The 11,574-nt window shown below is 48.7% G+C and carries 6 protein-coding genes; 1 reads left to right on the top strand and 5 read right to left on the bottom strand.

Going from position 1 to position 11,574, the window contains the following annotated elements; translation table 11 throughout:
• The 4 genes from QUB68_RS04965 to QUB68_RS04950 form a co-directional block, all read right to left on the bottom strand.
• Positions 1–2,264, bottom strand: a 2,264-nt coding sequence (locus QUB68_RS04965) for a DUF4347 domain-containing protein (RefSeq protein WP_332989920.1), incomplete at its 3' end; no start/stop codon positions are given.
• A gap of 762 nt (positions 2,265–3,026) precedes the next feature.
• Positions 3,027–3,482 carry a hypothetical protein gene (locus QUB68_RS04960; RefSeq protein ID WP_332989918.1) on the bottom strand — a complete coding sequence of 152 codons (456 nt, stop codon included), beginning with the start codon at positions 3,480–3,482 and terminating at the stop codon, positions 3,027–3,029.
• 118 nt (positions 3,483–3,600) lie between these two features.
• Positions 3,601–3,774 carry a hypothetical protein gene (locus tag QUB68_RS04955; protein ID WP_332989916.1) on the bottom strand — a complete coding sequence of 58 codons (174 nt, stop codon included), beginning with the start codon at positions 3,772–3,774 and terminating at the stop codon, positions 3,601–3,603.
• A gap of 76 nt (positions 3,775–3,850) precedes the next feature.
• Positions 3,851–5,347, bottom strand: coding sequence for a hypothetical protein (locus QUB68_RS04950; RefSeq protein ID WP_332989914.1), 1,497 nt, complete (start codon positions 5,345–5,347; stop codon positions 3,851–3,853).
• A 74-nt stretch (positions 5,348–5,421) separates the two neighbouring features.
• Here QUB68_RS04950 and QUB68_RS04945 point away from each other — a divergent pair, with 74 nt between their 5' ends.
• The gene (locus QUB68_RS04945; RefSeq protein WP_332989912.1) at positions 5,422–7,083 is read left to right on the top strand and encodes an ArnT family glycosyltransferase; all 1,662 of its coding nucleotides are present in this window, start codon (positions 5,422–5,424) and stop codon (positions 7,081–7,083) included.
• Positions 7,084–7,226: 143 nt separating this feature from the next.
• On the opposite strand, the gene QUB68_RS04940 is transcribed toward QUB68_RS04945, so the two are convergent.
• Positions 7,227–11,552, bottom strand: coding sequence for a response regulator (locus tag QUB68_RS04940; RefSeq protein ID WP_332989911.1), 4,326 nt, complete (start codon positions 11,550–11,552; stop codon positions 7,227–7,229).
• Positions 11,553–11,574 lie beyond the last annotated feature (22 nt).

Below are 11,574 nucleotides of genomic sequence, written 5' to 3'. Positions count from 1 at the left end.
GGCGCGGGCGTCGGTGTGGGAGTCGGAGTCGGCGCGGGCGTCGGTGTCGGCGCGGGCGTCGGTGTGGGAGTCGGAGTCGGCGCGGGCGTCGGTGTCGGCGCGGGCGTCGGTGTGGGAGTCGGAGTCGGCGCGGGCGTCGGTGTCGGCACGACTGCACTGCTGAACTCAAAAGAGCCGCTGTCAAAAATCGCCCCGGGAATGGTATCGCCGTCTTGAGGGCGAGTCAATCCTCGCTGATCCGCCGCCAGCCCGCTGTCAACGCCTTTATCAATGGCCGGACTTCCTACCAGCAGGGGTCTGACGAAAGCGCCGTTGATGTTTTGCAGAGGGCCAAGTAAGGGATCTGCGATCGTCACACTTGCGGTCGCATTGTAATCGTTGAAGTTACCGGTTTTTTTGACCGGCCACTGAAAATTGCCTCCTTGGTCGTTTAATTCGCTGCTGGTGTGCTGCTGAATGTTAAACGGATTCCCCGACGTGTTGTTAGAAAAAACGGTATTTTTGACGCTGACAGTCGCGTTGTTAGCCGAAACACCTCCGCCAACCCAGCCGGCGTAATTGTCGGCGATCGTGGTATTGACGATCGTCGTTGGCGCCCCATCGACAAGTATTCCGCCGCCCACATTGCTGTAGCCATCAGCAGCAGTAGTAGTAACCTGGTTGCCAGAAAACGTACTGTTGGTGATTGTCGTAGGCGCATCTTTGATCCACACGCCGCCCCCTTGACCGGGAGCTTTATTACCAGCAAATGTGGTACTCGAAATAGTCAATCCCCGGTTGGCACCGTTGTTCGCTTGCACCAAACCGCCGCCAATTCCGCCGCCGCCTCCATTTGGCAGTGGCAAAACTTCGTTGTTTTGGAAGGTGCTATCTGCAATAGTTACGCTGTCTTGATTGCCCGTGTACAGGTAAGCTGCTCCGCCTTCGGCCCGGCCTTTGTTGTCTTGAAATACGCTTTTGGTAATGCTAATTGTGCCGGAAGCCTCGTTAGTAGAACTGGCTCGGTCTGTGTAAACTGCGCCCCCAAAACCCCTTAAGAAATCGTTGGGCTGCCCTGTTGCGAAAACGGCGGCGGTAGTATCGTTGCCGATAAATCGCGAGTTGCCAATTGTTAGCTTGCCGTTAAGGCTGTTAATTGCGCCACCGTTAATTCCTTTGTTGTTGGTGAAGTCGCTGTTGGTGACAGTCAAATTTTTGGGACTCACAAAGCCGATCGCACCTGCACCCCGTTCGTCATTGGCTGCGGTGGCTATGTTGCCAGTGAATTTACTGTTCGTTACTGTCAGGGTATTGTTGAAATTGCCGAAAATTGCACCACCGCCTTTATCGGCAACGTTATTATTGAACTGAACGTTGTCTACTGTGACGCTTACTTCGTCAGTTGTACCGATCGCGCCACCTCGATCGGTGGTTTTGGCGTTAGTAACGATCAGGTTTTTGACTGCAAAATTCGTAGCAGTCACCACGTTTGCATTGACAAAAAAGGCGCGGGATGCGTTATTACCGCTGATGGTTAAACCTGCGGCGGCGCCGCCGTCAATGGTGAGGTTTTTGCCAACCGGAATATCGAGTTGACCGCTAGTGAGGGTGATGGTTTGGCCTGCCAAACCAGGAGCGAAGGTAATTGTATCCCCGGCTACAGCAGATGCGATCGCAGCCCTCAATGAACCTGGGCCGCTATCGCTATTGTTGGCTACGACGATAGTAGCTAAATCACCTCGGTAATTTGCCATCGCCTCCGGCCCCAAGGCTAAGGGAGATTCAATTTGACCCTTAGCAAATTCTAAGTTCCAGTCGCCGTCTTTGCCAGTGATGTTGGTGGATGCGGCAACGTCAGCTCCGGTTAATTGGCTGAATTTGTCAACGAAATTAGCGCCTGTACCGGAAGCTACATCGCAGCCGTACAGCATGATGTCTGCTTGTGGGGCTAGTGAAGTCTGCCACTTTTCCAACTGGCTTTTGTATTGCTCGATGTTATCTGAACCTAGAGCTGTATTGCCGAGTTGTATGCTGCCAGAACTGCCGTGAGAAATAATGTGAACTGAGTCGATCGCCCCGTTGGTAGAGGCGTATTTTTCAATTTCAGAGGAGATTTGTTCGATGCCATTTTTGGTGCGATCTAGTAATACTACCTGCTGTCCTGGCAGCACTCCTGCTGCAAGTGACTCGTAATCTTCCACGCCGGAATCAATGAAGACTAAGGAACGGGGTGGCAGTTTTTCCAAAGAAGATTTTGAGTTGAGTTGAGCGAACGTAGAAGTCATTTTTGATGCTCGATTAAGGGCGTTATTGGTAGATACAGCCCGGGAGTAATCTCATCAGCCTTGTTTGACTACATCTTAACACGAATTTTGAAAGTTATGCAATATTTTGAATAATTAATTAAATCATTTTTTTTTCCGGATTGCACTTGTTGGTGCTTGTAGCTTCTCAGTTTTTTTGTCATATTTGCTGGCAATAAAAAACAAAAAACTTGGTTTGTTTAAAATAAATGATGCTTTTTTCACCCGGATCTTTGCGACATTATTTGGCTAGAGATACCCATATTTACAGGCATTGGGGAATGGCGCAAGGGTAATTTACTACTGAGTAACCCCTCTAAATTATCTTGATATTTTTTTATTTTAGTCTGATATTTTGGGGTAGACGGACACGGCAATTTCAGGTTCGTACCTGTATTTCATCGAATTCTTAAAATGAATTATATAATACATTTTGAATAATTCAATCAATTAAAACAAAGAATGCAGCTTTAGACCAGAGTTAAACTACGAGCGACCTCGGTCATTCGCAATTATAAAATCTTAAATATCAAGTCTAAAATGGTATTATATCTGCTTTGAAGCTGCTACATTTTAGAGACGCCAAAATACTAATGCCAATTTTGTTGGGGAGCATTTACTAACATTCAACACAATCTGATATTAACTGTTGGTGAATCGATCGCCATTAAGTTGTTTTCGCGCTGGCGCGCCGACTTTGAGGATTTCTATCGTCACTATCAACCTGGTGAGAATTTCCGCTAATCACAATTGCTTTCCACTTTGTCGCCCCGACTCACGCTCCACAGCCTCAATTACATCACTCTCCTTATTAGCAAACAGTCGATCGCGCCCGCGGCCGTTGCTGAGTGTGTCGCTATCTCGATCGGCATAACACGAACCCAATCCGCTGTTGTCCCTCACAGGAATGCGCCATTTTAGCAATTTGCTGTTGTTTGGTTCGATCAGATCCCAACCGCAGGCATAAATAGTGCAAACTTTGTCAATCTCTCCAAGGATAGAGGCATATTTTTGAAGTGCCCAAGTCAATTGCTCGATGCAGAGAAAGTGCGAATTGAGTAAAATTACCGCAACGCCCGCCAAAATCCCAGAGACCAAATATAGAGCGTAATTGATGCTGGAGTCATTGAATCCAAAGCTTCTGGATGCGGGATTTCGGTATTCCGAGGCGGGATTGGTTTCCGTCAAAGAAGTGAACATATTCCGTCCTCCAAAAGGGTGTTGAGTGGTAGATACACCCCGGGAGTCAGACCGCAGGAAACTGGCAGCGACCTTGTTTGCGTGGCTCGTTTCCATATAACCCACTTATCAGTTTCGCCTATTTCTGCGGTGCTGGCATCCGCGATCGCACGGAATTTATATTTTCCGTATTTTCCCCAAATACTGGCAGGCCCGTAATTACCGATCGATACCTTATCCTGTAGGTAACAACACTTTCAAACGGTGCATCCAACTGTAGGCCCGTACTGCAAACCCTTAGTCGATCGCTCATTCCCAATTCTTCAATTCTTTAATCTCAAATCAAAAATGGTATGACAGTTGATCTATCGGCTGCGCCGTAGCGCCGCTCAAGATTCTGTAGGAGAGGGCGGTTTCTTCCCTGCATTCCGAATATTGATAATCTTGCTGAGCGCCTCGAACCAAAAACTAGCTCCCATAGAAATAGCTACGCCGCTCAACATCCAACCCAACAATTTTGCCATCAAAGCCGGCAACAATAATTTCCCCTGCGCGTCTGTTTCTAACCTGTTCGGTTCGCTCCAGCCAAAAGGCAGAGCTACATTATCCAAAGCGCGATCGACCTGATTTTGAACTTTTGTGAGATTGGTTAAATTATCTAATTTAGTATTAGCGTTTTTTTCCACCAACTGCTTAGCGTACAAATTAACAGTCGATCGCAGCGCCGAATCTTTCGACAGCCGACTAATAATATTCAGGCTATCAGCATTAGCAGCCAGGGCGATCGTAGTTCCCAGCAAAATCGCCACCCCTCTAGCATTCCGCTTATAAACACCAGAAGCACGCTGCATCGATTGGTCAAACCAAATTTCAATTTCTTTCTGAAACCGCTGCAACTGCTCTTGAGTATCTCCGCCGCCTGTTTCAGCGCGCTCAGCTAGAATATAAAGACTGCGTTTCAAAGATTCTGGCATCATCTCCAAGGTTTCTTGAATTTGGTAGTAAATCGGACTGTCCTCTTTGTCCTCCATGATTTCTGCTACCGTATCCTGAGTTTTCCTAACTTTCCTCACGGTATTTAACAGATTGCTCAAACTCGGTTGCAGTTGCGCCCGCAGCGCCGCCCGCTCATATTCGCTATCAAAACTCGCCTTAACAAATCCCATCTGCCTCTGAAATTCTCTTCCTGCTAGCTCAGTTTCTGGCAGATAAACCTGAGAATCATTAATATAAAATCCGAGCTTTTCCGACATCCGATCCAAACTGTTGTTCAAACTACCCAAATCGTTTTTATAATCGGCAACAACTCGATTAAATTCAGCAGTCAGCCAACCAAATTCTTGCTCGATAATCGGTTTGGTAGACTCCGGCAGATTCAGACCCTCTCCAATCACTTGAATTTGTGCCAACTGTAAATCTTTAAATCTTTCCAATCGGGTTTTAGAGATCGATCGCACCAAGCTAGGAATTTTCAAAGTATCCAAAAGGGTAGCAGCAAAACTATCTGCTGGAATATAAGAAGGCCCGCTTAATTTATTGCCGAAAACATTCTTAGTGCCAGTCATTCGCAGGAAAAAATGCCCCAAGCGGTGCGTAATAGAGCGAAATCCTTCTGGTAACAGCCCTTTCGCTCCCTGATTCAAATCCTCGATCGCGGGATTGGCGTAAATCGAATTTGCTAACTGTGCGACACGCCGAAATTGCAGCGGATCTGTGGTGCCTTTGCTGTCGCCAGAAATCAGCATTTCGATCGATTTTTTTAAATGTTCCGCCCGCCACTGCAAAACAGTAGCAATCAGTTCCTGAATTTCCGAAGCTAGCAAGCTTAAAGTCAGGTAGATAAACACTAAGCCAATTATAATATCTATGATTACAGGTAAGTTCATGGTATTTCCCCGATCGCAAATAACTGCTGTCTAAGCTTACCTTCTGTTTGGGACGCGAAAAACTCTCTTAAGTTATGTCAGAAATCTTTCCATTCCCAGGCCGCCAACCAAAAACTCGCTTCAATGACAGCTTGACAGACAAACTGTGGATGCTGGCTTTTTTGTTGGCTGCGGTGCTGATTTTCGGGCTGAATCTGGGCGGCGCAGCGTTGCGGGATTGGGATGAAGGGATTGCGGCGCAGGTAAGCCGGGAAATTTGGCGCGGCAATTTAAATTGGTTGTATCCGACGATCGGCCGGGTGCCTTATTTGAACAAACCGCCGCTGGTACACTGGCTGATTGGGCTGTGTTTTGGCGCAGGCGGTGTCAGCGAATTGACGGCGAGGTTGGTACCGGCGATGCTGACGGCCACTTCAGTGCCCATGCTTTACGCCATTGGCAGGGAGTTGTTTCCGCAGCGCTCGATCGCCATTTTTTCGGCTCTCGTTTATCTGACGCTGCTTCCGGTAGTGCGGCATGGACGTTTGGCGATGTTGGACGGAGCAGTTTTGTGTTTTTTGCTCGTCTCGATGTGGTGTTTGGTGCGATCGCGCCGCGACTTGCGCTACGCTTTGGGGGCGGGGATTGGGTTCGGACTCATTTGTCTGACTAAGGGCGTGATGTTGGGGCTGCTGCTGGGTGCGATCGGCTTGGTTTTCCTGGTTTGGGATACCCCGCGACTCCTCACTTCTGGGTATCTTTGGGGCGGATTGGCGATCGGAACTTTCCCCGTAGCTGCTTGGTATTTTGCCCAATGGCTGCACTACGGCCAAGATTTCATCAACGCTAATTTAGTCAGCCAATCTTTCCGACGCATTTGGGAACCGGTAGGAAATCACAAAGGCCCGCCCTGGTATTATCTTTTAGAAATTTTAGAATCAGCATGGCCGTGGCAGTTATTTTGGCTGCAAGGGCTGCGTTTGAGTTGGGAAAATCGCAATTTTCCCGGGCCAAAATTAGTGTTGGTTTGGACAGGAGTATATCTGCTGGCTATTTCGGTGATGACTACTAAATTGCCTTGGTATGTTTTGCCAGTTTATCCAGCTTTTGCTCTAGCTGTTGGCAGTTATCTCGCGGAAGTTTGGGAGCAAATGTGGCTGCCGGAAGAGCAGATCAAAGATGAAGCAGAAGAACATTTTAATGCTATATCTTTGTTGCCTCATCCGGCTATTTTGGGACTAATAGCAGTAGTTGCTGTCGTCGGTTGTGTGTACTTCAGTGGCTTGGTAAGGCTGGGCGGACAAATTGTGTCTCCCCAGCGAGATTTGCAGTTAATGCTGATGTTTTTAGCTTTGACAATGACACTGGCGGCTGTGTTGCTGCACCGCAAAGATCGACAGTTTTTATTAGTTTTAATTTGGGGAACTTACGTCACGCTGTTGGTATTTGTCGCTTCCGATAACTGGGTTTGGGAATTAGCGGAGGATTATCCAGTTAAGCCGATCGCCGAAATTGTCCGCCAAGGAACCCCAGTCGGTCAGCAAGTCTTTACATCTCACCGCCTCCCCCGTCCCTCGCTGAATTTTTATAGTGAGAGACAAGTTATTGTCGCCGACGGGCCCACACTTAAAGAGAAATGGCAATCTCTCCCTCAACCTTATTTTCTGTTGGAAAAACCCGTTCTCAAACATCTCGCTTTGGACAATGCTCAGGTTGTCAAAACAGCGGACGATTGGGTTTTGGTAACTAAAAAGTAAATTATATCGTTTCCGGTCGAACAACCACGATCAAATTGGTTTGTAGTGAGGACTTTAGTCCTCAGATTCTGAGGACTAAAGTCCTCACTACAAACACTTTCTCTTACTGGTAATTGAGCCAACATGATATTCATAGTTAACAGCTAACAATCAACCAACTGCCTTTCTATTTTAAACGCCGCCTCCACTCTTAGATATTCGGCCTCAACCTGTTTTAAAAGCTCGCAGGCCGGAGCAGGTAAAGCTTGGTTCGCTTCTGTTCCGATGCGGCCCATGATTTCGAGTTGCTCGCACAGCTCAAACAAGCCAAAAGCACCGAGAGTACCGCTAATCGACTTCAAGGAGTGAGCATCTCGCTGTAAAGCCAGCGGATCGGCGTTGCTGAGGGCCACAGAGATGCCTCGCAGCAGTTGGGGAGCTGTTTCGAGGTAAAGATCGATCGCCTCGTCCAAAGCTTCGACTTCTCGCAGTCCCTCTATAATCTTGGCACTCAGGACATCGCGACTTTCTAACATGGCCCGATCGACATTTGATTCGCCGTACCCGACGCAGGCGGGCGAATTGGGAATTGTCGCTTGTGCATTTCCCGCAACAGCCCCATTCGAGCGAGATTGACACGCGCTCAAAGCTCGCACCAACTCTTCAATCTCGATCGGCTTGCTCAAATAGTCGTCCATCCCCGCAGCCATGCACTCTTCGCGATCGCCCTGCATCGCATTTGCCGTCATCGCCACAATCCAAGGCCTTGGGGATTTTCGATTTTCTATCGATTTTAGATTGTTAGATTGCTGATGATTAGCAAAAACTTCTGATTCTTCTGTGGGATTTTCTGAGCCAAAAGCCTCTGAAAATTGCTCGCGGATGCGGCGGGTAGCTTCCAAACCGTCCATTTCCGGCATTTGCACATCCATCAGCACCACATCGTAAGGCTGGCGGTGCAAAGCTTCGAGCACTTCGATACCGTTTCCCGCCACATCCGCGCGATATCCCATGCGCTGCAAAATTTGCAAAGCTACTTTCTGATTCACCAAATGATCGTCAGCTAACAGAATCCGCAGCGGTAATTGCAAAGCCAGCATGGGTATGCTTTGTAAAAAAGACCCGCTGGTGCGCTGCATTCTAATTTCAGTTGTCTGTTTCCCAAAAATATTGATTAAAACATTGTAAAGCTGAGATTGTTTGATCGGCTTGTTTAAAAAAGCAGCGAAATTTACGTCAATCGCAGAGTTGTTAATTTCTTGTCTGCCGATCGAAGTTAGCATCACTAACGGCAACTTTTCGCAATCAGGATGCTGGCGAATTTGGGCAGCTAAAGTCAAACCGTCCATGGAGGGCATTTGCATATCCAAAACTGCCAAGTCAAACACCTCTTTAGCAGCGAGCCAATCTAAAGCCAAACGAGCCGAAGCTGAAGCCCTAGGCACCATTCCCCAAGACTGAGCTTGCAGAGTCAAAATTTGGCGGTTGGTAGCATTGTCATCGACAATCAAGACTCGCTTCCCAGCTAATTCTGGTTGAGAATTGCTCAAGTTAACTGGCAATAAACTGCTGCAACCAGAAACCAGTGTGCTGAAATAAAAAGTAGAGCCGACAGATGTGGGATTTTGAGCGATCGGCTTGTTGCTGAGTACAGATTTGCCAGAGCAATATTTTTCGGCAATTTCGCAAGATTCTCCCCATCCCCAATCAAAAACTGCCCCTTTAAAATCTGCCGGAGGATTGCCGGCCAGACAACCCATACTTTGCACCCACATCCTGCCGCCCATCATTTCGGACAAACGCTTGCTAATTGCCAAACCCAATCCGGTACCGCCGTAGTGCCGACTGGTGGAAGAATCAACCTGGCTGAAAGATTTAAACAGCCGATCCATGCGATCGCCCCGAATGCCAATACCGGTATCTTTGACCGCAAATTCTATTTCGTATACTTGGTTAATTGCTAGCGGTTCATCAGCGTTGGCTGCGGGGTGTGAAATCTTTTTTGCCGTCACCGAAACCACCACTTCTCCAGCTTCGGTAAATTTAACAGCATTGCTGAGCAAGTTGATTAAAATTTGCCTCAAGCGGGCGCTGTCGCCGATCGCCGTTGTCGGTACGGAGCGATCGATCAAGTAACCCAATTCCAGTTTTTTTTGTGCCGCCTTGGCAGCTACCAAGTCCAGAGATTCCTCAATGCAAGTGCGGATGTCAAACGGATGTTCCTCCAAGTCCAATTTACCCGACTCAATTTTTGAGAAATCTAGAATATCGTTGATCAGCGTCAGCAAGGCATCGCCGCTGCTGCGGATAGTTTCTACAAAATCGCGCTGTTCGCCAGTTAAGCGCGTATCCAGCAGCAAACCCGTCATACCGATGACTCCATTCATGGGAGTGCGAATTTCGTGGCTCATGGTGGCTAAAAATTCGCTTTTGGCTCTAGTAGCCGCCAGTGCTTCGTCGCGAGCTTTTGCCAAATCTACGCCTGTTTGCTGGCGTTCGAGTTCGCTTCCCACCCACTGAGCCATCAGTTTCACCAACTCTCTGTCCAAAGCTCGGAACGGTTCTGCCAGAGGAGTCGCAGAAAGGAAGCACAGAGTGCCGTAAACTTCACCTGTCACCGTGACGGGAATGCCCATGTAAGCTTCGATTTTGAAAGCAGGATCGTCCGTGTTGAAGGACAAAGCCGCAAACCTCGCCGACTCAAAGTACATCGCTTCTTTGGCTTTTGCAGTAGTGGCGCAGAAGGTTTTGGAGAGCTCGTAGATTTGTGAAGCGGCGATCGACCCGTCGGGACATTCAACAGCCATAATTTGATATTTGTCGTCTTGAATGCGCGACAAAATTCCCACAGACAGGCCTAACTGGCGGCATCCCATGGCCAGCAATTCTTGGAGGCGCAAATCAAAGGTAGAGAGGCGGCCCTGCGGGTCTGTACGGGGAGCCGAAGTCACTTGGTACAAAGCTTTAATCGCAGCTTCACTTTCTCGCAGTTCTTGTTCTGTTTGCTTGCGCGCGCTGATGTCGCGGGAAATGCTGATAATTTCTTGTATGGAGCCAGTCTCCGGATCGCGGATCGTGCGGCTGGTGGTTTCAAACCAAATGTATTTGCCGTCTTTGTGGCGGATGCGGTAGCTGACGGTGTAAGTAACTGGGAGCGCCAGGACTTTCGAGTGAGCCTTGGCGATGGTTTCTAAATCGTCGGGGTGAAAATAATCGTTGGGAGCGCGGCCAATGAGTTCCGAAGGTTCGTATCCCAGCAAAGCACGGCTGGCTGGCGAGACGTAAAGAAACACGCCTTCGGGGTTGTGTCTGGCGATCATGTCCGTGGAGTTTTCGGCCATCAACCGATAGCGGTCTTCGCTCTCCTTACGTTGGACTTGAGAATTGCCCAATGCTTCTAGCATTCGGTTGATGTCGTCGGCCAAGCTTGCGAGTTCATCAGCTCCGGCCATCTGAACCCGCAAGTCTGCGTCGCCGTTGGCTGCGATGTTGCTGACGCTCGTGCTCAAGTCCGCCAATCTCGCCAAGACTAAATTTTCTAGCAACAGCAGGGCGATCGCGCTAAATACTAAACCTACTGCCAATATGGAGAAAGTAAACAGTTCTAGGGTAGCTTGACCTTGGCGAGAGATTACTCGGTCTACTTCTACTCGCAGCAGCAGCGCTAGGTTGCCGCGGATGTCGCGAATCAGGGCGTATCCCGCGACTACGCTGTCGCTGAGCGGCTCCACTAAAATTTCTACTGATTTGAGGTTGGAAATTTTGAGTTTGAGATTTTGCAAATCCTGGCTCGATCGAGCTATCACCTTGGCGCCGTGTCCGGAATAGTTCGCTGCTCCTACTTTAAAATCTAAACTCGGCAATCTAAAATCCACTGACAGGTGAGTCAGTTCTGAAAGCAAACCGATTTCGCTGCTGTCGAGGTAGCGTGCCAGGATCAGCGTCCCGCGCGGCGGGCCTTGGGCGTTGCTGTCGAAGATCGGCTTTGAGGCAATCAGCAGCGTGGCTTCTGGCAAAGTGAGGACGCCTGTTTTGGCGGGGAGCCGATCGCCCTGCTCTGTCGAGGACTGTAGCAGCGCCTCCGTCATGTGCTGTTGTAAGTTTTCCGGAATCGGGATTTCGGTTTGGGATTTCAGGTCAAAACCTTTGCTGAAGATGGTCTTACCGTTGGAGTCCAGCAGCACCAATAAGTTTAGTCTCAAGGAAACAAATGTCGCATCCACGAAATTCGACTTGACAAAATCCTCATTTCGTGTATTCACAAAAGAGTAAGTATCGTCCCACTCGGCGTAATCTTGGGCGCTGGTGTCTAAATTCGACAAGTCGTCATCTAGCGCGTCTAAAGCCCGCGCCACATCCTGGCGAACGTACTGTGCCTCCAAGTTCTGAAAATCGTGCAGCAGAATGGTTGATGCAGTGGCATAGAGAACCACAATCAGGCTGATCAGCGCTGCACCGATGATTAATAGTGTTTTTTTTCGGAGTTGCATGGCGTCGCCCCCCTCACGGTGT

Origin of the sequence: Microcoleus sp. A006_D1 (assembly GCF_036702805.1) — a bacterium.
Classification (GTDB): domain Bacteria; phylum Cyanobacteriota; class Cyanobacteriia; order Cyanobacteriales; family Microcoleaceae; genus Microcoleus.
Note: the sequence above shows the minus strand (reverse complement) of the source record. Positions and strands in the feature narration are given on the sequence as shown.

Coding starts and splice junctions, on each gene's coding strand:
- QUB68_RS04960 (WP_332989918.1), bottom strand. CDS start 3,482: ATGTTCACTTCTTTGACGGAAACCAATCCCGCCTCGGAATACCGAAAT.
- QUB68_RS04955 (WP_332989916.1), bottom strand. CDS start 3,774: ATGAGCGATCGACTAAGGGTTTGCAGTACGGGCCTACAGTTGGATGCA.
- QUB68_RS04950 (WP_332989914.1), bottom strand. CDS start 5,347: ATGAACTTACCTGTAATCATAGATATTATAATTGGCTTAGTGTTTATC.
- QUB68_RS04945 (WP_332989912.1), top strand. CDS start 5,422: ATGTCAGAAATCTTTCCATTCCCAGGCCGCCAACCAAAAACTCGCTTC.
- QUB68_RS04940 (WP_332989911.1), bottom strand. CDS start 11,552: ATGCAACTCCGAAAAAAAACACTATTAATCATCGGTGCAGCGCTGATC.